Here is a 21,470-nt window from a genome sequence, read left to right on the forward strand (position 1 = left end):
CACCCCCTACGGGGCCACGAGGTCCGTCGGATCGGTGTTGGCGCCGCAGAGGACGACGCAGACCGTCTCGCCGGGCGCGGCGCGGTATCCGGCGCCGGCTGCGTCCTGCTCGTGGTGGGTCACGGCGGCCAGGGCGGTGGCGGCGGCGTGCTCGACGGCGAGCCGGCGGTCGTCCCACAGCGTCTGCCGGGTGCGGACGATCGCGGCGTCGGGGACGAGGACGGAGCGGACGCCGTCGTGCCGCGCCGCCTCCACGGCCGTGGCGGAGACGCGGCGGGCCCCGAGGGAGTCGGCGGCGACGGAGTCGACCGTGACGTCGACCGGCCGGCCGGCCCGGAGGGCGGCGTCGAGGGCACGGCAGTTCTCGGGCTCGACGGCGACGGTGCGGATGCCGTGGTGCCGGGCCGCGGTGGCGACCCCGGCGAAGAGACCGCCGCCGCCGACCGCGACGACGACGGTGTCGAGCCCGGGGACCTGCCGGCGGATCTCGTCGAGCAGGGTGCCCGCTCCGGCGGCGATCAGCGGATGGTCGTACGCGTGCGAGGCGAGCGCCCCGGTCGTCCGGGCGAACTCCTCGCAGGCGGCGAGGGCCTCGGCGTACTCCGTACCGACCAGGCGGACGTCCGCGCCGTACGCGCGGAGGCGGGCCACCTTCACCCGGGGCGCGGTGGTCGGCAGGAAGACGGTGGCGGGGACGCCCTGGCGGGCGGCGGCCCAGGCGCAGGCGAGACCGGCGTTCCCGCCGGAGGCGATCGTGACCCCGGCGTCGGGGAGGGTGCCGGCCTCACGGTGGGCGAGCAGGAAGTTCTGCGCGCCGCGTGCCTTGAACGAGCCGGTGTGCTGCATCAGCTCCAGCGCGAGGTGCACCCCGCCGGGCTCCGTGGGCCCTGCGAGGGCGACGGGCCGGACATGACCGGCGACGCGGTCGGCGGCGGTCGTGATGTCGTCGTAGACGAGGGAGTGCACGTGGTGCTCCTGCGGGGTGCTCGGCCGGGGCGCTCGCGGACCCCGCTGGACGTCCCTCGAACCTACCTCGACGCCGCTCGTGACTCTCACCGGCAGCGCGTCACCGGCGACTCGTGGCCCGTAGTCCGTAGCCCGTCATCCCTCACGCACCCCCACCGCGTCACCCGCCACGCGCCCCCGTCACTCGTCACGGTGGATCGGGCCCGCGCGGCGGGCGGGCCCCGTCTCGGCTCGGGCAGCGTGAGGCCCATGAACACCCGCCGAGCGATGGTCGCTCTCCTCGCCGCGCTCCTCACCGCCGGAACCACCGGATGCGTGGCCGTCCCCGAGGCCCGGGGCCCGAGCGCCCCGGCCCGGCCCGCCGAGCTCGCACCCGCCGCCGAACGCCGGCCGACCGCACTCCCGACCTGGCCGGAGCCCACCCAGGCCCCGCCCCGGGAGAACCTCACGCCCACCGAGCCGCGCCCGGCGCACCCGCCCACCAAGGCCGCCCCCGCACAGCGCGCCCCGGCCACGGACCGCAGGGCCCGGCGACCGGACACTCCGGGCCCCGCTCGCGGCGCGACACCACGGAAGAATCCGCGCCGCGCTACGGAGCCGGCCCCGGTGGAGAGGCCCGCCCCGGTGGAGAGGCCCACCCGGAGGACGGTCGTCCCGAACCCGAACCCGAACCCGAAACCCCGCTCCGTGGAACGACCGGCTCCCCACCCCCGTCGGCCGGCGACCGGTCAGACCCCCGAGATGCGTACGCTCTGCCGCCAGGCCCAGACCATCGACGCCCCGATGGGCGCCGCCGACCTGTGCCGCAGCATGTACGGACGCTGACCGGCAGGCGTCACCTCCGGCGTCACCACCGGCGTCCGGACCGCCGCGCTTGACCTTGACACCGTGACAACGTCTTCACTGGGGCCAAGGAGGTGGTGTCCCGATGACCATGCCGAAACAGGACACGAACACGAACGCGAACACGAACACGATGCGAGCTCTCCAGGCGCTGGAGAACGGCAACTCGTCGGTGCGGCTGCAGGCGGCGCTGGCGGTCGGTACGACCCCCGACCCGCGGTGCATCGACAGGCTCGTCGAACGCTGCGCGGTCGAGCCCGAATTCCTCGTCCGCGACATGCTGACGTGGGCGCTCACCCGCCACTCGGCGGCGATGACGGTCCCCGTGCTGCTCCAGGAGCTCCGCTCGGAGCGTGCCCAGGCACGGAGCCAGGCCCTGCACACCCTGTCCAAGATCGGGGATCGGCAGGCATGGCCGGCGCTCACACGGGAGCTGCTGACCGACGCCGACGACGAGGTGGCACGGACCGCCTGGCGGGCCGCGATCGTCCTCGTGCCCGAGGAGGAGGAACCCGAGTTGGCCGGAGTGCTGGCGACACAGCTCGGTCGTGGGGGGCGGGAGACGCAGTTGAGCCTGAGCAGGTCGCTGATCGCGCTCGGTGAGGTGATCGTGCCGATGCTGCGCGCCGCGATGACGCCGGATGCCGTCCCGCACGTACGGCACCACGCGATCGCCACGGAACGGCTGTTGCGCGACCCGGATGCCGGGTTCGAGTTCGCGATCGAGGAGGCGAAGCGCATCGTGGTCCTGGGCACGACCGGCCCTGAGGCGTCAGAGGAGCCAGAGGAGTCATAGAGAGTGTTGATCGGTGAGGTGGCACGACTGTCCGGCGTCAGCGCGCGCATGCTCAGGCATTACGACTCGCTGGGCCTGGTGCGACCGACGGGCCGTACCGACGGCGGCTATCGGGAGTACTCGGGCGAGGACATCCGGCGCATCTTCCACATCGAGAGCCTGCGGTCCCTGGGGCTGTCGCTGCGGGACGTCAGCCGCGCGCTCGACGACCCCGGCTTCAGGCCATCGGACCTCGTCGACGACCTCATCCGCGAGACACGGGAACGGATCGCGCGAGAGACGGAGCTGCTCACGCGGCTCAGCCGGATCGGTGCCGCCGAGCCGACCGGCTGGGAGGACGTCCTCCAGGTCGTCGCGCTCCTCCAGGCGCTGGGGTCGAAGAGCCCGAGGACGCGCCAGCGCGCTGCCCTGTCCTCGGTCGACGAGGTTCCCGTACCGGTGGAGGCACTGGTCGAGGCGGCACTGAGCGAGGCGGACCCGGTCGTCGCCGGTGCCCTTCGATGGGCTCTGGCGCAGACGGGCGACGGCGGCCTCGCGCTGCTGGCGGAGGGCCTCGACTCGCCCGCGGCCGACGTACGGAAACGCGCCGTCCAGTCCATCGCCGAGCTTCCGCACGGCGAGGCGACGGCGCTGCTGCGGGACGCTCTCGCGCACCCCGACGTCGTGGTGCGCGGGTACGCGGCGCTGGCACTCGGGGCGAACGGCGGGGCCGAGGCGGTCCCGACGCTCATCGACATGATCGTCGCGGGCACGAACGACGTCGCGGCCGCCGACGCGCTGAGCGCGCTGGCGAGCCGTCCCGCGTGGGCGGAGCGGATCGCCACCGGGCTCGTCGACCGCCTGGCCCACGACACCGTGACGTCGCCGGCCCGCCGCCGGCTGACCGAGGCGCTCGCGGACATCCCGGGAACCACCACGGCCCGTGCCCTCGCGGAGCTGTCGGAAGACGAGGACCGTGCCGTCGCCCTGACCGCGACGTACCTCCTCGAACTGCGCGCCGCCCGCTCCCGATGAGCCGGGGGGCCGGCTCACGCGGAAACGCCCTCGTGGTGTGACTGCCGCTGACACGGCGGTCACACCACGAGGGGCATCGGGTACGGGCGGTCGGACGCCTTCGGTCAGACGCCTTCGGTCAGACGCTGGTAGTAGCCGGGGACCAGGTCGCCGAGGCCCAGGTCGCCGAGGCCGAGGTCGCCAAAGCCCAGGTGGCCGTAACCCGTTGCGTCGTACGAGCCGTGGTCGCCGTGGCCTGTGCCGCCATAGCCCGCGTCGCCATAGCCCGTATCGCCGTAGCCGGTGTCGCCGCACGAGCCGTCGCCGCCGTAGCCCGTGTCGTCACAGTGCTCGGCACGGCTGTTGGTCAGCCTGGCGGTCACGTTCTCGTGGTCCGCGTCGATGACGTACGGGCCGGAGACCGGGTTGTCGGGCAGGGCGTACCCGTCGGGGACGTCCGTCTCCACCAGGTAGTACGTGCCCTGGTCCAGGTCGTCGAAGGAACACGAGCCCTGGACGCCGGTGGTGCAGGTCGTCCCGACACGGGTGTCGGCGTTGATGCCGATGGTCTGGAGGCCGGGGGTGCTGTTGGTCTCCTCCCACAGCTCGAACACCGCTCCGCGCAGCGGCTCTCCGGTCTTGGCGTCCACCTTGGCGATCTTGATGGAGCCGTCGACGGGCGGCACCGGGGTGCGGCTGTTGGCGGCGGTGACCGTCACACCTGCGGCGGCGTTGTCGACGGTCAGGGCCAGGGGGCCGAAGACGGCCGGGTCAGGGAGCTCGTATCCGGTCGGGGCTGCCGTCTCCTGCCAGTAGTACGTTCCGGTCTCCACCGTCCGGGAGCACGCGCCGTCCGCCACGGTGGTGCAGACGGCCCCGACCTTCGTGTCGGGAGTCGTCCCGCCGGTCTGCAGGTCCGCCGTGCCGTTGGTCTCCTTCCACAGCTGGAACGACGCGCCCGGCAGTGCCGCGCCCGTCTCGGAGTCCGTCTTGAGCACCTTCACCGCACCGGTGGTGGGTGTCGGGGTTCCGCAGTCCGGGAGGTCGCCGTTGAAGGGGTAGGCGTGGAACTCCTGGCCGCCGCCGCCCGTGGCGGAGCTCGTGTGGGTGAGCGATCCGGTGGTGAAGAAGCGTCCGTTGACGCCCGGCAGGGTGACGGTGGTCGTCGAGGCCTGCTCGCCCATGAGGAAACTGCCCTGGAACTGACCCGTTCCGCTCAGGGTCACCGTGGTCGCGTCGGGGAAGTTCCACAGGAGCCGCTCGCGGTAGGCGTTGAGCGGGTCGGTCGTGTCGTCGATGCCACCGCTGTACGTGTTGAGCGCCCGCTCGGGGCCGCCCGTGACGTTGACGAGGATCGTCGCGGCGTCGGGGATGTTCGCGAAGACGATGCCCTGCTGGCCGCCGGTCGGCCCGGTCAGGTTGAAGTTCGCGTTGAAGACCTGGAGCGCGGAGGTTCCGTCACCCGTGAACAGCGTCTGCCCGCCCTGGTTCTCGGCCGTGCCGGTGGGCGTCCTCGGGACGCCGTCGACACGGGCGTAGCACCGGCTCGCCGTGGTGAGCTGGTCCCTGAGGGCCGTGTACGGGGCGGCTGCCGCGTCGTCCTGGACGCGGGTGGCCTCGACGTCGCCGGTCAGCGTACCGGCGTACCGTACGACGCCGGCCTCGGCCAGCACCTGCTGGTTCGCGGCCACGGAGATGTCGCCGCCGGTGGTCAGCCAGTCCGCTCCGACGGGCGGCGGCACGCGGGAGCCGACGCCGGCCTCGCCGATGTTGTAGTTCCCGCCGGCCTGCGGGTCCTTGTTCATGTCGAAGTCGTCGAGGACGACGACCCGGCCCTCGGCCTCGGCGGCGGCGCCGCGCACGAGGAAGTCGTTGCCGACGAAGACGTTGATCGCGTTGTCGCGGCCCGCGATGTCCCCGTTGTCGGCGCCGGGGAACGGGTCGGGGCAGTCGCCGGGCACACAGGGGCCGAGTCCGCCCGGGAGGGGCGCGGCCGTCGCCGGGGCCGCGCCCGGGCCGAGCACGAGGACGGGGACGGCCGCCAGGGCGGCGGCACAGGCGAGTCCGGCGGACTTCACGCGCGTTCGCGCGCGTGCCCGGGACCGGCCGGTCGTGGGGTTTCTCATGGACGGAGTCTGTGAGGGCGCGGCCACCCCCACCACGCGAGGCGACCCGGCGTTGGGCCTTCCGGCGACCACGCTCACCGTCAGGCGTGACGGCGACCCGCCGGTCGGCGCAAGCATGCGTACGCATCCGAATCCGCAGGTGAAGCCGCCGTCGAAGCCGGAAGAGCCGCAGCCGCGCTCAACGCCGGCTACGCCCTCAGCCTGGCCGTCACCGCCGCCCTCTTCGTGCTCGTGGCGGTCGTGGCGGTCGTCGTCCTGCCCCGGCGCCGGGCGGCCGCCCCGTTCAGTGCGGTGCCGGCATCGGGTCCAGAGCGTTGCTGATGCCGCAGCCGCCCTCTCCGGGCATCCGCTGGATCCGGGACGGCACCCACACCTCGGTGGCGCCCGGGCTCACGCGGGCCAGTACGCAGTCCTGCGGGTCGAAGCCGTTGCCCTTCACCGACAGGAGGACGCCGACCCGGCCGCCGGCCGCCTTCACCTCGGTACGGATCGCCGGATCCAGGTCCAGGGCGGCGAGCGCACGGCGTACCCCGGCCTCGTCGACCCGGCCGCCCTCCGGGACCTGGGGAAGCTTCGCGCGGAGCTCCTCGTACGGCAGCCGGGGCGGTTCGGGTGCCGGGGCGAAGGTCGGCGGAGGGCCCTCGGGGCAGTCCACGTCACGGGGATCCTCACCCCACTCCGACGTCGGCGACACCCGCACCGTGAAGCAGCGCACCACGGTGATCTCGTCGAGGTCGAACCACTCGCTGTACGCCGAGCCGGACGTACGGACGACGACGTCGACCCCGTCCCCGTCGTGTGTCGAGGTACCCGTCACCCGCAGTACCTCGACCCCGTCGATGACGGAAGCGGAGCGCCCGACTTCCTCCGCCGTGCGCGGACGCTGGCCGTAGAGGCGCTCGCCCGCCTTCCTGGCCACCTCCCGCGCGGCGTCCGTCGCCTCGCCGTTGGAGGACTGCATCACCCCGCAGCCGACGGTGAGCAGCAACAGCGGGGCGAGCAGCGGGAGTCGGCGCATGCGTCCACCCTTCCGGCGCCGCGCGCGGCGGGCGACCGTACGCGTACTCGGATCGGCGTGGGCGATCGTACTCAGCCGACGCGGCGCGCGGACGGGAGGGGCGGCCGTTGGGCGGCGGGCCGGACGCGGGCGCCTAACGTGGGCTCACGGCCCACACGTTGCCCTGCAACAGGGTGGCCTGCATCGAGAACGTACCGTCGAAGGGGATCTCGGCCTCGTTGACGATCTCCTCGATGTCCAGCACCTGGCCCCTGTCGAAGTCCCGGGAGCGGCGCACGACGTGTCGGTCGTCCGGACGGTCCCGTATCTTCACCCGCCAGTGGGCCCGCCCTCGACGCTCAGGACGATCTTGCCCTGGAGGTGGCCCCGGTCGGCGCGGGCGTGGGCGGCGGCGGCGTCGCGCAGGGGGAAGACGCTGTCGATGTGGACGTTCACCTGACCGCTGTCGAGGAGGGCCGCCAGCTCGGCGAGGTCCGAACCGCTCGAACGGACCTGCCACATGGTGTCGTTGAGGGCGATCCCGAGTTCGGCCGCGCGCTCGCGGTGGTAGTCGCCCAGGAAGACGGGGGCGATCCGGCCGCCGCGCCGGACGGTGGCCAGCAGGCGGTGCGCGTCCGGGCCGCCGACCGTGTCGATCAACAGATCGGCGTCGTGGACGGCCTCCTCGGCGGGTGTGCGGGTGTAGTCGACGAACCGGTCCACGCCCAGGCCGAGCAGGAACTCCTCGTGCCGTCCGGAGGCGACCGCGATGACCTCCTTCGCGCCGGCCACCCGGACGAGCTGCGCCGCGAAGTGGCCGACTCCGCCCGCCGCTCCGTTGATCAGGACGGTGGAGCCGGTACGGCCGCGCAGATGGGTGAAGACGAACTGGTAGGCCGTGAGCCCGGCCATCGGCACGGCGGCGGCCTCCACATGTCCCAGGGTCGCCGGCTTGGGGGCCAGGTGGGCGGCGGGCGAGACCGCGTACTCGGCGTAGCCGGATGCGCGGCCGGGGAAGTTGACCAGGCCGAACACCTCGTCGCCGGGCTGCCATTCGGTGACGTCCGGGCCGAGGGCCGTGACGACGCCGGAGATGTCGCTGCCGAGGATGAGCGGCGGGGTCCAGTGCGGACGGAGCTCGGCCGGGAAGTCCCGGAAGCCGCGCCGCGCGTACCGGTCCGGCGGGTTGACCCCCGCCGCGTGGACCCGCACCAGCACCTCACCCGGTCCGGGCACGGGCCGGGCCACCTCTTCGTAGACCAGGTTCTCCGGCCCGCCGAAGGCGTGCAGCCGGACGGCTCGCATCGTCGCTGTACCCATGTCTCCCCCAAAGATCGCATGGCGGTGCAGCCCGGATAGAATCCGGAGCACTGTTCCGGAACAGATAAACGGAGCAGTGCTCCGTTTGTCAAAGGCGAGGTCTCGTATGCCTGTTGAATCACATTCCGGCACAGCGCGCGCGCCGCGCGCACCGCGCACCGACGCGCAGCGCAACCGTGACCGCGTCCTGGAGGTGGCGGCGGAGGTCATCGCGGAGCAGGGGACCCAGGCCTCCCTGCGGGACATCGCCCGGCGCGCCGGCGTCGGCCTCGGCACGCTCTACCGGCACTTCGCGAACCGGGAGGCCCTGCTGGAGGCCCTGCTGCACCGGCGTTTCACCCACCTCGCCGAACGGGCGGACGCGCTCGCCGCCACCGCCCCGCCCGAGCGCGCGCTGGCCGAGTGGCTCTACGAGTTCACCCTCGGCGCGGGCGCCTATCAGGGCCTGCCGGCGGCCCTCATGGCCACCCTGAACGATCCTCAATCACCCCTGCACGCCGACTGTCTGACGATGCGCCAGGCAGGCGGCAGACTGCTTGAGGCGGCTCAGGGGTCGGGGGTGATCCGGCCGGACGTGGCACCGATCGACCTGTTCGCGCTGGCCAATGCCCTCAGCTGGATCGCCGACCAGGCCCCGACGCTCGCCGAACGCCAGGAGCACCTCTTCCGCTTGACGATGGACGGGCTGAGGCCGCGATCCGATCGGGACTGATCCGCACGCACCGGTCGGAGGACGGGCGGTCTCCTCTACTCCTCTTCCCTTGCCTGCCAAGGGTGTTGGAGGATCACCGCATGAACCCGCATGCGACCGAACCGACCGCCGACGCGGCGGCCACCTACCTCACGGCGCTCCACGAGCGGCTGACCGCCGACGGCTGCACCGTGACCCTGCCGCAGTGGAACGACCACCGGGTGGTGACCGGCTGCCGCGCCGACCGCAAGGTCCGCTGGTTCGGGACGAAGGCCGAACTGTTCGTCTTCGCGGCCGCCGTCCCCGAGATCGACGCCGCCACCCTGGGGGAGTTCACCACGTGGGCCATGCGCTACGCCAAGAGTCTGCGCGGCGGCATACCCGGCGCCCGTAACGCGGCACTCGTGCTCCCCGCCCTCGTGAGCGCGCGGGTCCGGCCCGAGGCGGCCCAGTGGGCGGCTCAGGACGCCCGGATCCTCGACACGACGCTGATCAGCCGCCCCCTCACGGTCGAGACCGGCCCGGGCGCCGTGCGGACCACGATGTACCGGGGCAGGGTCGTCTGGGGCGGCATGTTCACGGGCCATGTGCTGGAGAAGGCCGCCCTGTACTTCCCGTGATCCCGGGAGCGGATGGGGGCTCGGCGTCCGCATCGGGTCGCCGAGGTGCCGGACGCGTGGAGCGCGCCCGGCACCGGGGACGGGGGTCAGCCGAGCGTGAGGCCGTTGTCGATCGCCGTCATCAGCGACCCGTTCGACGTGTCGCCCGACATCTCCCAGACGAAGACGCCGAGCAGGCCCTTCGACCGCAGCCAGGCGGTCTTCTTCCCGATGGACCAGGAGTCGTCGAAGGACCACCACTGGCCGCCGGGGCCGGTGTAGCCGTACGTCGAGACCGACTGCTCGTCGTGGTACACGGTCATTCCGGGCACGGACGCGAGGAGGTTCGAGTAGCCCCGTATGCCGGCCTCCTCCGCGAACTGTCCGGGCGCGGCGCCGCCGGCCGACTGCCATTCCCCGTGGACTCCGCCGTCGGTGACGTTCTGCCAGCCGCGGCCGTAGAACGGCAGACCGATGTTGAGCTTGCGGGGCGGGACGCCTGCGTCGATGTACGGCTTGACCGCGTTCTCGATGCTGAAGTGGAAGCCGTACGGGTCCTGGGCGTCGGTGTAGAGGTTCCCCTGGTGGCCGACGCGGTTCGGCTCCCAGGAGTTGTCGCTGCCTGCGCCGTGGAAGTCGTACCCCTGCACGTTGGCGAAGTCCATGGAGGTGAAGATCTTGTCCAGCTCCCAGCCCTGGGCGATCTTCACGGGGTCGGCGGGGGTGAAGGCGGTGAGGAGCTTGTGCCCGCCGCCCAGTTCGTCGAGCTGCTTGCGGAACTCGTGGATGAGCGCGGTGTTGTTGGCCTTGTCCTGGGCGCTGTAGTGGTTGCCCGGGTGGCCGTCGGGAGAGCCGGGCCACTCCCAGTCGAGGTCGATGCCGTCGAAGATCCCGGCCGCCGATCCCTCGCCGCCTGCGGCGTTGTAGACGGGAAGGTTGCCCTTGATCCAGACGTCGACGCAGGAGCGGACGAACTTCTCCCGGGAGGCCGGGGTGGCGGCCGCGTCGGAGAAGAACTTCGAGTACGTCCAGCCGCCGAGCGAGACCACGACCTTGAGGTGGGGGTGCTTGGCCTTGAGCTTCCTCAGCTGGTTGAAGTTGCCGCGCAGCTTCTCCCAGCCGGTGTCCGCGACCCCGTCGACGGACTGGGCGGCGGAGAAGGGCCGGCCGTAGTCGGCGTCCGCGTCACCGGCGCCCGTTCCCTGGTCGGGATCCTGGGGGTTGCCGGAGACGCCCTTGGTGACACCGGACAGGCAGGTCAGGTTGACCGGGTCGATGTTCTCGAAGGCGTAGTTGATCACGTCGAGCTTGGCGGCGCTGCCCGAGGTGTCGAGGTTCTTCACGAAGTACTGGCGCCCGTAGATGCCCCACTGGGCGAAGTAGCCGACCCGCAGGTGCTTGCCGGCCGCCAGGTCGTCGGTGGTGACGGTGACCGGGGCGGAGGCGGGGGAGGAGTTGTCCGCCGCGTCGCGCGCCTTGACCGTGAAGGTGTACGGGGTGAGCGGGGAGAGTCCGCTCACGGTGAGCGTGCGGGTGGCGGCGTCGACCGTGCGGTAGAGCGTGGCGCCCCGGTAGATGTCGTAGGCCACGACGCCGATGTTGTCGGTCGCCGCGTCCCAGGCGAGGGTGACGGTGGTCGGGGTCTTGCCCGTGGAGCGCGGGTTGCCGGGCGCGGTGGGCGGCTGAGGGTCGCTCGCCGGGTCCGTGGTGGTCGCCGTCACCGGGGCGCTCGCCGGGCCGGTGTTGCCGCGGGTGTCCTTGGCGCGGACGGTGAAGGTGTACGGGGTGGCCGGGGTGAGCCGTTCCACGACGGCGGAGGTGGAGGTGCTGGTGGCCACCACGGCGCCGTTGCTCACGACCTCGTACGAGGTGACCGGGTAGTCGCCGGCCGTCGCGGCGGTCCAGTCCAGCGACACGGTGCGCGCGGTGACGCCGGTGGCCCGGGGGGTGCCGGGGGCGGTGGGCGGCTTGTCGGGGCTGCCGTCGCACTTGGCGCCGTTGGCGGTGCAGCCGGTGGGGGTGCCGATCGGACCGCTGGCGACGAACCAGTAGCTGTACGGCTCGGTGGTTCCGCCGGCCGCGACGGTGCCGTTGTAGTAGGCGTTGCGGACGGTGACGTGGCGGCCGTTGACGGTCGCTTCGCCGTTGTAGTGGCCGCTGATGGTCACGCCGGCCGGGAGGTCGAACTCCAGGGTCCATCCGGTGAGCGCGGCGGCCGAGTTGTTGCGGAGGACGTACGTGCCCTTCCACCAGCTGCCGTTGTCCTGGCTGGTGAAGGTGGCGGTGGCACCGGCGGCCGCGTGCGCCCGCGGGGCGAGGCCGGTGAGCACGCTCAGGGGCAGGAGCAGCAGGGCGGCCAGCAGCACGAGCAGTCTGCCGTGACCGAGTAAGGGTCTTCTCAACGTGTTCTCCCTGACGCGATGGGGTGGACGGGGAGCGTCGCGGGACCGTGTGCGGCCTCGGCGGCGGCGTGGAACCTGTGGGGTCGCCGAACTGGGGCCAATCGGAAGGTAGTTGGTATGGACCAATCGGTCAATGCCGGATGCGTCCGGGGTTGACGGCCGCAGTGGTCCAGTCCACCGTGGAGTGAGCGCGGGACGCCTCCGGTGTGGGCCGGGACGTACCGCGCGGTTCCACCGCGCTGGACCGTGCGCACGAACGGCGGACCGCATCAGGTGCGCCGTCACCGGCCCGGCCGCCCGGGTCCCCAGGACCGGACGGCCGGGCACCCAGGCCCCGGCCCGGCCGGCCCCGCCGCATACGATCAGCGCGTGAACTCCGACGTCCTGCTGCACGCGAGCCCGACACCCTCCGCTCCCGCCCTCGTCCTTCGCCCCTGGCGCGCGGAGGACATCGACGCCCTGGTCGAGGCGTTCCAGGACCCCGCCCTGCGCCAGATGACGAGCACGCCCCTGGTCGAGCACGCGGACGGCTCGCGGTGGGTGCGGGCCCAGCAGCGCGGCTGGGCGGCGGGGGACCGGTTCGCCTTCGCCGTTCTCGAAACGCGACCCGACACGGCACACGGACAGGTGGTGGGCAACGTCGTCCTCAAGGAGGTCGCGTCCGGCAAGCCCTCCGCCGAGGTGGGATATTGGACGGCTGCCCCTGCGCGGGGGAGGAACGTGGCCCCGCGCGCGCTTGAGGCCGTCACCCGCTGGGCCTTCGGCACCTTCGGCGCGGACGGTCTCGAACGTCTCGAACTCCTGCACCAGGAAGACAATCCGGCCTCGTGCCGCGTCGCGCGGAAGAGCGGTTACGCGTTCGACAGGGTCCTGCCGGCAGCACCGCCCTCCTTCCCCCTCGACGGCCATCTGCACATACGGCGCACGGGTTCCTGACATCCCGTCGCGCATCGGGGGACCTCTTGCTCGTGCTGTGACCGCATAGGTTCGCCGGGTTGGTCGTCGTGGCGGTTGGGTGTGCGTTGACGTCCGATCCGACCGCTGGAGGCGCGGTGGCCGAGCCTGTCCGTGTGCGCAGACTGACCGACCAGGAGGGGCAGCGGCTGCAGCAGATCGTGCGCCGGGGCAGCACCAACTCGGTGCGCTATCGGCGCGCGATGATGCTGCTGGCCTCGGTCGGCGGGAATCGGGTGCCGGTGATCGCCCAGCTTGTGGCGGCCGACGAGGACACCGTGCGCGATGTGATCCACCGGTTCAACGAGATCGGCCTGGCCTGCCTGGACCCTCGGTGGGCGGGAGGCCGTCCCCGCCTGCTCAGCGATGACGACGAGGACTTCGTCGTCCAGACGGCCACCACCCGCCCCACCAAGCTCGGCCAGCCCTTCACTCGCTGGTCGCTACGCAACCTCGTCGCCTACCTGCGCACAGTCCACGGCCGAGTGATCCGTATCGGCCGCGAGGCGTTACGCGGCCTGCTCGCCCGCCGTGGAGTCACCTTCCAGCGCACCAAGACCTGGAAGGAATCCACCGACCCCGACCGCGAGGCGAAAAGGTGCCGCGAACACGCTGGCCGCGCTCAAGTCGATCCGCGCCGCACGGCCCGACGGCGCCCCCATCTATGTGATCCCGGACAACCTGTCCGCCCACAAAGGCACCGACATCCGCCGCTGGGCGACAAAGCACAAGGTCGAGCTGTGCTTCACCCCGACCTACGCCTCTTGGGCCAACCCCATCGAGGCCCACTTCGGACCGCTGAGGCAGTTCACCATCGCCAACTCCCACCACCCCAACCACACCGTGCAGACACGAGCCCTGCACGCCTATCTGCGCTGGCGCAACGCCAACGCCCGCCACCGCGATGTCCTGGCCGCCGAACGCAAGGAACGCGCCCGCATCCGAAGCGAGAAGGGCATCCGTTGGGGCGGACGCCCCCTCAGCGCCGCAGCCTGACCAACCTCGAACCTACACAGCCACAGCGCATCATCGGTCTGCTCGTGGCCAAGCGCGGACGACCGAAGTGTTGTGAAGATGATCTCGGCTGGGCAGATCCGGAGCCCCGAACGGGGCCGGTTCAGGAGCAGGACGGCGCCAGAGGCGAATGGCTCAGGAGGCGGACGGCTCGATCTCCCCCGCGAAGACGATGACCTGGTCGATGAGGCTCCGCCGCAGATGGACGACGTCCGTTCCCGCCAGGCGGGGGCCTCCATCCGGCGTCGTGAAGACCCACTGGTACCGGGCCCACTCGTCCGGCATGTCCACCGCCGAACAGCGCACCATCGTGCCGGTCCCCGCGGGGTGGCGCCGGATGTCCAGCACGAACCGCTCGACCGCCTCGATCCCCTCACTGCGGCCCAACGGTCCCCAGAAGACCACGTCCGAGGTCAGGGCCTGGGAGAGCAACGCAGTCACATAGCTGTCGTCCGAGGCGTTGAAGGCGGAGATGAACGTGTCGATCGCGGACCGCGCGGTCTCTTCCTGCATGCACCAGTAATACCAGTCGTCTGGCGGACCGCGCTCGTCCCGTGAGCCGTCTCCCGACCACGGTGAACCATCCCGGTCACAGCACTAGAGGGAAGTCGACGGGCGTTTCTGCTGCTTGCGGAAGACGGACGGAGCGACACCCACGTGGCGGGTGAACAGCCTGGCGAAGTAGGCGGGGTCGGGGTATCCGACGTCCCGCCCGACGAGCGAGACGGGCCGGTCGGTGTCGGCCAGCAGTGCCTTCGCCCGGTCGATTCTGCGGCGCGTCAGATACACCGCGGGAGGGGAGCCGGTCAGCCGGCGGACGGCCGTGGTGAGACTGTCGCGGGAGACCGACAGCTCCTTGGCGAGGTCGCCGATCCGTACGGGGCCGTCGGCCGCGTCGAGCAGTTCCAGGGCGCGACGGCCGAGGTCGCGTCGTGCCTGTCCGGGCTCCACGGGCGTCGACCGGCCGGTGCCCACCGCCGTGATCAAGGCGTGGAGGGCGCTCGCGGCGGCCACGTGGCCGCCGAGCGACTCCGGCCGGGCCAGCAGGTCCTGAATCCGGACGCACAGCGCAAGGGCCTCGGCGGGGTCGGCGGGCTCGACCGTCGGGTGTTCCGCGCCGAGGTAGCCCAGCTCCGCGTAGCTCGGCGCGGCGGGTCCTTCGAACAGGACCCAGTGCTCGTCCCAGCCGTCCGGCGACGGCGCGTAAGAGTGACTGACCCCGGGGGACAGCCAGAAGAACGATCCCGGCCGCACGTCGTGGCGGCCGCGGCCGTCGAGCTCCAGGGATCCCGATCCCCGGAGCACGAGGACGCCGGCGTGGCAGTTCAGAGTGCGTTCGCCCTGTGCGTGGAGCCGGCCGGAGATCCGGCCGGCCCCGGTCACGGCGATCCCCAGTGCCCGCACGCCCTCCGGCGGGGTGCGGTAGTGCGCTACGGAGTCCAACGTGCACCGCTCCCGTCGACAATCGTCCAAGTTTCCGCGGAATCCGTGCATTGTTCCACGTCAGAGAGGGGGCAAGGATTGCTCCATGAGTACGGGACAACTGGACCGGCCCCTGCCGACCGCCCTCACCTCCAACGGCCACCGCCTGGACGGAAGCGACCGCAGGCTCGGCCGCCTGGAACCGGTACCGGACGCGGAACGCCACGACCTGGGGTCCTTGCGGCACCGTCTGGCCCGCGACGGCTACCTCTACCTGCCGGGCTTCTTCGACCGCGCGACGATCGAGGGCTTCCGCCGCTACTACTTCGCCGGGCTGGCCGAGGCCGGCCTGACCCGCCCCGGCTCCGACCCGTCCGAGGGACTCGCCGCGGCCGCCGGAGATGTGGACCGGGCGCGTCTCCGCTCCGTGCTGTTCCAACGGATCGTCCCCGGCCGGGAGTACGAGGCCCTCTGCCGGCACCCCGCGCTCGTCGCCTTCTACCAGTGGTTCCTGGGAACCGGCGAGGTGCACCTGCACCGCAGGAAGATCATCCGCCATGTGGGCCCGGGCGAGTCGGGCATCGGCACCGCCACCCAGGCCCACTACGACCTCGTCTACCTCCGCGAAGGCACCGACCGGATCGTCTCCTCCTGGATTCCGCTGGGCGACTGCCCGATCGCCCGGGGCCCTCTCGTCTACCTCGAAGGCAGCCACCACCGCGTCCTGGCGGACGAGGCCGCCGGCCGCCTGCGCCGCCCCGCCGCGTCGATCACGGCCGACCTGCCCGCGCTGGCGGAGGAGTACGACTCCCGCTGGCTCGTCACCGACTTCGCCGCGGGCGACCTCATGGTGCACAGCACCCACATCATCCACGCCTCACTCGACAACCAGGACCCCGCCGGCCGGTTCCGCCTGTCCACCGACATCCGCTACCAAGCCGCCTCGGAACCGATCGACACCCGATGGCAGAACCACTGGCACGACCAGGACGGCCTGTGATGCCACGTCGACGCCCTCGGCCTCCTCGCCCGGGCTGCCCAGGACGCAGCGCCTACGTGGCCGGGTCACGTGCTCAGAGTGTCGTCCCCTCGGGGACCCACCCGTCGCCGCCGAGGGGGAACTCGTAGCCGGGGCGCCCGTTGTGCCCGCTCGTACGGAACGGCCTGCCCTTGTTGTCGATCTTGAGGGTGCCGTGGCGGGAACCGCTGGACCAGGTCAGCTCCAGGTACCAGCTCACGTCGTAGGCGGAGGCGTCGGCCCTGACGTAGAAGACCTCCGGAGCGGATTCGCTCACCTTGAAGGGGAAGTCCGGCTGTCCCGCTTCGGGTACGACGGCGGGGCGCGTGGCGTCGAGAGCCACGGTGAAGGAGCGGGTCGGGACCGCGGCACCGCAGCCGACACCCGGGTAACCCATGGCGTAGTCGTTCCAGGCGAGCGGCGCACGCTTGTCGGCCGTACGGACGCTGAGGCTGTCCAGGACCACCGTCTCCTTGCCCGAGCCCTGAAGCGTCAGCGTGACGTACTGCTCGCCCGCGGGCACGGCTCCGGACGCCGCCACCCATGCGGGGGCGTCCTGTTCCACCGGCGGCGGACCGACCCGGGCCGGGGGCCTGTCGATCAGATAGTGCTGGCCGCAGGGCGATTCCCAGCTGTGCGGCTGGGTGGTGACGCTCAGCGGCGCACGGGGACCGACGCCTCCGCCGAGGCCGGCGGAGGAGGAACCCCCGGTGGCGACGGCACCGGCGGTGCCCTTCCGCGAGTCGCCGCCTCCTGCGGGCAGGTTCGTGGCGAGCGCGATCGTCCCCGCGACGACCACGGCGGCGACCACCACGGCGATCCCGGCGACGACTGCCCCGCGGCGGCGCTCCTTCGGCGCGGGCGTACCGGTCTCCACCCCCACCGGCGGGCTCGCGCCGGCCTCCTGCGGCACGGGCTGTGTCACCGGGGCGGCGCCGGCCGGGGCCTTGAGATCCGGCTCGGTCCCTCTGCGCGGCCGGTTCGCGTCTGCCAGCACCCAGTGCCGGTGCAGTGCGACGAGCTCCTCGGGCGATGCCTTGCAGAGGCGGGCGAGCCGCTCGACCGGTGCGTAATCCGTCGGGACGACGTCACCGGAGCAGTACCGGTGCAGCGTCGACGTGCTCATGTGGAGTCGCTTGGCGAGCGTTCCGTAGCTCAGCCCGGATCGGTCCTTCAACTCCCGCAACAGCCCGGCGAACCCGGCCTCAGCAGTGTCTTCCGACACTGTTCCTCCCGCCCCAGTGTCCCGTCCCACGTCCCAGGGGCGGGTTGTCTCAGCAGCTCAGAGCCCCTTTGGGCATTCCAGCGTCCCTGACCGTCCATCGGGTCTGGCAGCTGGGACGGAACTGCGCTCAAGCTCGGGTCATCCAAGCACAGCGCTCTGGGCGACCGGCCTCAACCGGCCACCCACGGCTTGTCGTACGAGAGGGAAGAGACATGTTCGCCATCCGCGGCACCCGCCCCACGAGCAGCGCCCGCACGCCCGGCACGCCCCGCACGCCCGGCACGCCCTGTACGCCCGGTGCGCCCCGGACCCCGCACTCCCGACGCGTCGCGAGCGCGGCCGTCGTCGCCCTCGCGGCGCTCGCCCTCACCGCGTGTCAGGGCGGCACGGGTGTGAAGGACGAGGGAGCCGAGGCCGCCCCGAGCGCCACCACGGTCGCGCCGTCGTCGGCGCCGCAGACGTCGCCGCGCGACACGCCAAGCGCCCAGAACACCCCGACCGGCCGGCAGGTGAGGCCGAGCACCACCCCGGCTCCCCTCCCCGAAACGACCGGCGACGGCTCCCGGGCATCTGGCGGCGGAGCGACCGGCGGAGCGACCGGCGGTGCGACCGGCGGTGCGACCGGCGGGAGCGGACCGGCGGACGCGAAGCACTCCTCGGAACCGTCCGCCGCGGCCGAGCGGGTCTCGTGCAACGGCTCGAACACCGCGGTCACCGTCCAGCCGCTGTCCCGCCCCCTCAACCACCTGCTGATCACGGTGAGGAACACCGGCTCGAAGCTCTGCGATCTCACCTACTACCCGGTGCTCCGCTTCGACGAGATGCAGTGGGCGCCGGCCGCGCGGGAGGACACCAAGCCTCAGGCCGTGGTGTCCCTCGCGCCCGGCGAGTCGGGCTACGCGGCGGCCATGCTGTCGGCGGCCGACGGCAGCGGCGAGGGCGGCGCGACCGGAAGGCGGCTCACGATCGCCTTCCAGGGACGGACGCCCCTCAGCAGCGGCGGGGCGTCCGCCACCCCGTCCCTGCCGGCGAAGGGCATCTACTACGACAGCTCGTTGACGGTCACGTACTGGCAGCGGACCGTCGAGGACGCGCTCGGCTCCTGAGCCGGGAGGCGACGGCCGGCCGGGACGTCGGCGCCGCCCGGCGCTCTTGCGGCGATGCCGTACGCACGGGCCGGGTGCCGGTGTTCGGCCGAAGACCGGCTTGCCCGGCGGGCGGGGTGCGCCACAGTGGAGGGAAGTCCCGCGGAGGAAGGCCGTCCCGATGCCGGAGGAAACCAAGGATGCCGTCGCTCTCCTTCACGTCACCGAACGACTCATGAAAGAGTTCCCCGGCCTGGATCCCCGCGTCGTCCGGGATGCGGTCGACACCGCATATGCGGACCTCCAGTACGTCCGCGTGCGCACCTACCTTCCCGTCCTGATGGAACGTCGCGCCCATGACCTCCTCTCGGCGGCGGATCAGGGCTCGGCGTGAACCCGTTCGCGACGAACGTGTTCGGTACGATCGGATCATGAATGCGCGCCCTGAGCCGATCAGCCGCCGCGAGCGACCCGCCAAGGCGGCTCTCACCCGTGGCGGCATCGTCTCGACCGCGGTCCGCCTGATGCGTACCGAAGGGCTGCAGAGAGTCACGATGCGCCGACTGGCCAAGGAGCTGGACACCGGGCCGGCTTCGCTGTACGTGTACGTGGCCAACACCGCCGAGCTGCACGCCGCGATCCTCGACGTGCTGCTGGGCGAGGTCGATCTCGGTCCGGTCGGGTCCGCAGGCGACTGGCGCGAGCGGATCGAGGCCGTACTGGAGTCGTACGGCGACGTCCTGCACCAGCACCCGGCCCTGGCCCACTCGGCGCTGGTCGCCCGCCCGTCCGGACCCCACTACGTGGCCCTGCTCGAAGCCCTGCTGGCGCTGCTGGCCGAGGGTGGCGTGCCGGACGCGCAGGCTGCCTGGGGGGTGGACGTGCTGCTCCAGGCGGCCACCGCGAGCGCGGCCGAGCACTCCGCTCACGACGCGTCCCCCCACGCCGACGAGGACTGGAGCGCGCTCGCCGACGCCCTGGAGAACGCCTCTTCGGATCGCGCTCCGCACGTGGCCGCGCTCGGTTCCCGACTGCTGTCGGGCACACCGCGGTCACGCCGGAAGTGGGGTGTCCAGATGCTCCTCAACGGCATGCTGCACACCCCCGTTCCGACACCCTGATCTGCTTCGACCTCTGGCCTGTCGCCGACGTCGAGCCGCCGCACCACAGTGCGTCCGTCACCGCCGCTCTCGCCCGCGTGCTCGGCTTCGGGTGAACTTGTTCGTAACGAACATGTTCGTTACGTTGGAGGTGTCAGCGCTGGCGTACGCCCGATCGGTGCTCGCCGGCCGGATCCCCGGCGTTCGGAACGGAGCCCACCATGAACACCCCCACCGTGAACCCCCACCACCCCGTCGTCATCGTGGGTGCGGGCCTCGGAGGCCTGACCCTGGCGCGCGTCCTGCACGTGAACGGAATCGAGTCCGCCGTCTTCGACCTGGAGACCGGGCGCCACGCCCGTACGCAGGGCGGCATGCTGGACATCCATGCCGAGAACGGACAGGTGGCACTGGGCGCCGCCGGACTCCTGGACGGCTTCCGCGCTCTCGTCCACCCGGGTGGAGAAGCGACCCGGGTCCTGGACAAGCACGCCACCGTGCACTGGGACGCGGCTGACGAGGGCGAAGGCGACCGCCCTGAGGTCGACCGCGGGCAGCTGCGGGACCTTCTGCTCGACTCCCTGCCCGAGACCACCGTTCACTGGGGCCGTAAGGCCACCGGCGCCCGGCCGCTCGGCGCGGGTCGGCACGAGGTGACCTTCGCCGACGGCACGGCCGTCACCACGGACCTGCTCGTCGGTGCCGACGGAGCCTGGTCGCGCGTACGCTCCCTGCTCTCCGACGCGAAGCCCGTCTACAGCGGCGTCTCCTTCGTCGAAGCCGACCTGCGCGACGCCGACACCGCTCACCCGGCCGAGGCCGCCGTCGTCGGACACGGAATGCTGTTCGCGCTCGCCGACGGCAAGGGATTCCTCGCTCACCGCGAGACCGACGGAAACCTGCACGTGTACACCGCGCTCACGGCCTCCGACGACTGGCTCGACAGCATCGACTTCGCCGACACCGGAAGGGCCAAGGCCGGTGTGCTCGCCCGGTTCGACGGCTGGGACGAGAGCCTGAAGGCCTTGGTGGCGAACGCCGACGGCCGACTCACGCCGCGCAAGATCAACGTTCTGCCCGCCGACCACCGCTGGAACCGCGTGCCGGGAGTCACGCTGCTCGGTGACGCCGCCCACCTCATGTCGCCGTTCGCCGGCGAGGGCGCCAACCTCGCCATGCTCGATGGCGCCGAACTCGGCCAGGCCCTCGCCGCCCACCCGAACGACCTCGAAAAGGCCCTCACCGTCTACGAGGAGGCCCTCTTCCCGCGCAGCTCCGAGAAGGCCGCCGAATCCGCCGCCGGACTGAAGACGTGCTTCGGCGAGGAGCCGATCGCCCGGCTCCTCCGCCTGTTCACCGACGCGCCGGCGGACAACGACTGATCGGACGTGGTCCGAGGGGCGTCCGGGCCGGTGGCGGGGCTGCTACACGATGGCAGGCAGGCCGCCGAGCTGCTGCATGAGCGAGAACAGGTTCGCGACGCCCCAGTGCTCGGTGATCTTCCCGTCGCGCACCCTCATGGCGTCCACGGTGTCGAAGCTGATCTGCCTGCCGGTGGGCGCGATCCCGAAGAACTCGCCTTTGTGGGTGCCGTGATACGTCTTGAACGTGGTGACGAGGTCGCCGTCCGCGGACTGCCAGTGGATGACGGGGCGGAAGTCGGGAAACGCCTCGCGGAGCACCTGGTACAGCTCCCGTGCGCCCGCCTTGTCGGCGGTGCGGCCGGGCTGCGGCGTGTGGTCGAGGAAGTCGTCGGCGAACAGCTCGTCGAAGAGGGCGAAGTCACCGCCACCCTGGACCTCTTCGGTGTTGCGGCGCACGACCGCCTTGGCCGCCTCGCTCGGATCGTTCTCGCGCATGGAATTCCTTCGTGGGGAGTGGAGGGGAGGGGGGGGAAGGGTGCGTAGGTCTGCCGACGG

At 72.0% G+C, this 21,470-nt stretch carries 21 protein-coding genes and 1 pseudogene; 12 read left to right on the forward strand and 10 right to left on the reverse strand.

Annotated elements, in window-relative coordinates; translation table 11 throughout:
* Positions 1–6: 6 nt before the first annotated feature.
* A complete protein-coding gene (locus ACZ6K0_RS27290) occupies positions 7–966 on the reverse strand; it encodes a serine/threonine dehydratase (protein WP_469232409.1) in 960 nt (319 codons plus the stop codon).
* A gap of 249 nt (positions 967–1,215) precedes the next feature.
* Here ACZ6K0_RS27290 and ACZ6K0_RS27295 point away from each other — a divergent pair, with 249 nt between their 5' ends.
* From ACZ6K0_RS27295 to ACZ6K0_RS27305, 3 genes are all read left to right on the forward strand, one after another.
* Complete coding sequence (locus tag ACZ6K0_RS27295; RefSeq protein ID WP_469232408.1) at positions 1,216–1,791, forward strand: hypothetical protein; 576 nt, start codon at positions 1,216–1,218, stop codon at positions 1,789–1,791.
* A 103-nt stretch (positions 1,792–1,894) separates the two neighbouring features.
* The gene (locus tag ACZ6K0_RS27300; protein ID WP_469232406.1) at positions 1,895–2,605 is read left to right on the forward strand and encodes a HEAT repeat domain-containing protein; all 711 of its coding nucleotides are present in this window, start codon (positions 1,895–1,897) and stop codon (positions 2,603–2,605) included.
* A 3-nt stretch (positions 2,606–2,608) separates the two neighbouring features.
* Complete coding sequence (locus tag ACZ6K0_RS27305; RefSeq protein WP_469232404.1) at positions 2,609–3,619, forward strand: HEAT repeat domain-containing protein; 1,011 nt, start codon at positions 2,609–2,611, stop codon at positions 3,617–3,619.
* Between the two features lie 104 nt (positions 3,620–3,723).
* On the opposite strand, the gene ACZ6K0_RS27310 is transcribed toward ACZ6K0_RS27305, so the two are convergent.
* The 4 genes from ACZ6K0_RS27310 to ACZ6K0_RS27325 form a co-directional block, all read right to left on the reverse strand.
* The gene (locus ACZ6K0_RS27310; RefSeq protein WP_469232402.1) at positions 3,724–5,724 is read right to left on the reverse strand and encodes a choice-of-anchor A family protein; all 2,001 of its coding nucleotides are present in this window, start codon (positions 5,722–5,724) and stop codon (positions 3,724–3,726) included.
* A gap of 283 nt (positions 5,725–6,007) precedes the next feature.
* On the reverse strand, positions 6,008–6,742 hold the full coding sequence (locus ACZ6K0_RS27315; RefSeq protein WP_469232401.1) for a translation initiation factor IF-2: 735 nt from the start codon (positions 6,740–6,742) through the stop codon (positions 6,008–6,010).
* A gap of 133 nt (positions 6,743–6,875) precedes the next feature.
* Positions 6,876–7,019: a hypothetical protein gene (locus ACZ6K0_RS27320; RefSeq protein ID WP_469232399.1), complete on the reverse strand. Its 144-nt coding sequence runs from the start codon at positions 7,017–7,019 to the stop codon at positions 6,876–6,878.
* Between the two features lie 32 nt (positions 7,020–7,051).
* Positions 7,052–8,041, reverse strand: coding sequence for an NADP-dependent oxidoreductase (locus ACZ6K0_RS27325; protein WP_469232398.1), 990 nt, complete (start codon positions 8,039–8,041; stop codon positions 7,052–7,054).
* A 106-nt stretch (positions 8,042–8,147) separates the two neighbouring features.
* On the opposite strand from ACZ6K0_RS27325, the gene ACZ6K0_RS27330 reads away from it, so the two are divergent.
* Together ACZ6K0_RS27330 and ACZ6K0_RS27335 are read left to right on the forward strand one after the other, a co-directional pair.
* Complete coding sequence (locus ACZ6K0_RS27330) at positions 8,148–8,753, forward strand: TetR/AcrR family transcriptional regulator (RefSeq protein WP_469232396.1); 606 nt, start codon at positions 8,148–8,150, stop codon at positions 8,751–8,753.
* An 80-nt stretch (positions 8,754–8,833) separates the two neighbouring features.
* The gene (locus ACZ6K0_RS27335) at positions 8,834–9,352 is read left to right on the forward strand and encodes a hypothetical protein (RefSeq protein WP_469232394.1); all 519 of its coding nucleotides are present in this window, start codon (positions 8,834–8,836) and stop codon (positions 9,350–9,352) included.
* Between the two features lie 86 nt (positions 9,353–9,438).
* Here the strand turns inward: ACZ6K0_RS27335 and ACZ6K0_RS27340 are convergent, their stop codons facing one another.
* The gene (locus ACZ6K0_RS27340; protein WP_469232392.1) at positions 9,439–11,733 is read right to left on the reverse strand and encodes a glycosyl hydrolase family 18 protein; all 2,295 of its coding nucleotides are present in this window, start codon (positions 11,731–11,733) and stop codon (positions 9,439–9,441) included.
* A 369-nt stretch (positions 11,734–12,102) separates the two neighbouring features.
* Between ACZ6K0_RS27340 and ACZ6K0_RS27345 the strand changes: the two genes are divergently transcribed.
* A complete protein-coding gene (locus ACZ6K0_RS27345) occupies positions 12,103–12,669 on the forward strand; it encodes a GNAT family N-acetyltransferase (protein ID WP_376396609.1) in 567 nt (188 codons plus the stop codon).
* A 116-nt stretch (positions 12,670–12,785) separates the two neighbouring features.
* Positions 12,786–13,683: pseudogene (locus tag ACZ6K0_RS27350) on the forward strand (helix-turn-helix domain-containing protein).
* Positions 13,684–13,836: 153 nt separating this feature from the next.
* Here ACZ6K0_RS27350 and ACZ6K0_RS27355 read toward each other — a convergent pair.
* The gene (locus ACZ6K0_RS27355; RefSeq protein ID WP_024757633.1) at positions 13,837–14,214 is read right to left on the reverse strand and encodes a nuclear transport factor 2 family protein; all 378 of its coding nucleotides are present in this window, start codon (positions 14,212–14,214) and stop codon (positions 13,837–13,839) included.
* Positions 14,215–14,298: 84 nt separating this feature from the next.
* Complete coding sequence (locus ACZ6K0_RS27360; protein ID WP_469232390.1) at positions 14,299–15,144, reverse strand: helix-turn-helix domain-containing protein; 846 nt, start codon at positions 15,142–15,144, stop codon at positions 14,299–14,301.
* An 85-nt stretch (positions 15,145–15,229) separates the two neighbouring features.
* Between ACZ6K0_RS27360 and ACZ6K0_RS27365 the strand changes: the two genes are divergently transcribed.
* A complete protein-coding gene (locus tag ACZ6K0_RS27365; protein WP_469232388.1) occupies positions 15,230–16,123 on the forward strand; it encodes a phytanoyl-CoA dioxygenase family protein in 894 nt (297 codons plus the stop codon).
* Positions 16,124–16,196: 73 nt separating this feature from the next.
* Here the strand turns inward: ACZ6K0_RS27365 and ACZ6K0_RS27370 are convergent, their stop codons facing one another.
* Positions 16,197–17,330, reverse strand: a complete 1,134-nt coding sequence (locus ACZ6K0_RS27370) for a helix-turn-helix domain-containing protein (protein ID WP_469232667.1) — start codon at positions 17,328–17,330, stop codon at positions 16,197–16,199.
* Positions 17,331–17,578: 248 nt separating this feature from the next.
* Here ACZ6K0_RS27370 and ACZ6K0_RS27375 point away from each other — a divergent pair, with 248 nt between their 5' ends.
* From ACZ6K0_RS27375 to ACZ6K0_RS27390, 4 genes are all read left to right on the forward strand, one after another.
* Positions 17,579–18,472: a DUF4232 domain-containing protein gene (locus ACZ6K0_RS27375; protein ID WP_469232387.1), complete on the forward strand. Its 894-nt coding sequence runs from the start codon at positions 17,579–17,581 to the stop codon at positions 18,470–18,472.
* Between the two features lie 160 nt (positions 18,473–18,632).
* Positions 18,633–18,845, forward strand: a complete 213-nt coding sequence (locus ACZ6K0_RS27380) for a three-helix bundle dimerization domain-containing protein (RefSeq protein WP_376396597.1) — start codon at positions 18,633–18,635, stop codon at positions 18,843–18,845.
* A 37-nt stretch (positions 18,846–18,882) separates the two neighbouring features.
* On the forward strand, positions 18,883–19,572 hold the full coding sequence (locus tag ACZ6K0_RS27385; protein ID WP_469232386.1) for a TetR/AcrR family transcriptional regulator: 690 nt from the start codon (positions 18,883–18,885) through the stop codon (positions 19,570–19,572).
* A 200-nt stretch (positions 19,573–19,772) separates the two neighbouring features.
* Entirely contained in the window at positions 19,773–20,933 is a 1,161-nt protein-coding gene (locus tag ACZ6K0_RS27390) for an FAD-dependent oxidoreductase (RefSeq protein ID WP_469232384.1), read from the forward strand.
* A gap of 42 nt (positions 20,934–20,975) precedes the next feature.
* Here the strand turns inward: ACZ6K0_RS27390 and ACZ6K0_RS27395 are convergent, their stop codons facing one another.
* Positions 20,976–21,410 (reverse strand): ester cyclase, encoded by a 435-nt coding sequence (locus ACZ6K0_RS27395; RefSeq protein ID WP_376396588.1) that lies wholly within the window; start codon positions 21,408–21,410, stop codon positions 20,976–20,978.
* Between the last annotated feature and the right edge of the window lie 60 nt (positions 21,411–21,470).

This window comes from Streptomyces sp. NPDC042346 (genome assembly GCF_055581845.1).